Raw genomic sequence first — 432 nt, 5'->3', positions numbered from 1 at the left:
CTCGGCGACCTCGGGCTTTGCGGCCACGAGTTCGTCGATTTCGTCGTCCTTCCAGCCTGCACGCTTCGCCGCGTGCCGCAACACGGGGTCGAGGGTAGGCTCACCGCCATCCTCGCCCGGCTTGCCGCGTCCGCTGGCACCCTCGGTCGCCTCGCCGGTTTCCTCGCCTCCGGCTTCATCCTCACGGTCCTGCGCTGGCTCGCGGTCACGCAGCGACGGGTCCACGTCGTCCTCGCCGGCCCGCTCCAGAGAAGCGGTCGATTCGGGTTCGTCGTGATCCTCGGCGTTGCGTCGCGCGGGGGTAGGCGTGTCGCCATCCCCGCCGAACACGCGCTCAAACGCACCGTTGACCTCCTGCTCGTTTTCGAGCTGAGGCCCGCCTTCCGTGAGGGTAGAAGTGGCGGAAGACTCGGCTGATCCGGCGTCCTTGGG

Annotated in this window: 1 protein-coding gene; it reads right to left on the bottom strand. The window is 69.0% G+C overall.

What is annotated here, in order from left to right:
• Positions 1–432, bottom strand: a 432-nt coding sequence (locus R0J87_RS18590) for a hypothetical protein (protein ID WP_498888042.1), incomplete at both ends; no start/stop codon positions are given.

Origin of the sequence: Halomonas sp. SIMBA_159, assembly GCF_046536035.1 — a bacterium.
Taxonomy (GTDB): domain Bacteria; phylum Pseudomonadota; class Gammaproteobacteria; order Pseudomonadales; family Halomonadaceae; genus Vreelandella; species Vreelandella venusta_A.
This window is presented reverse-complemented; position numbering and strand designations above follow the sequence as displayed.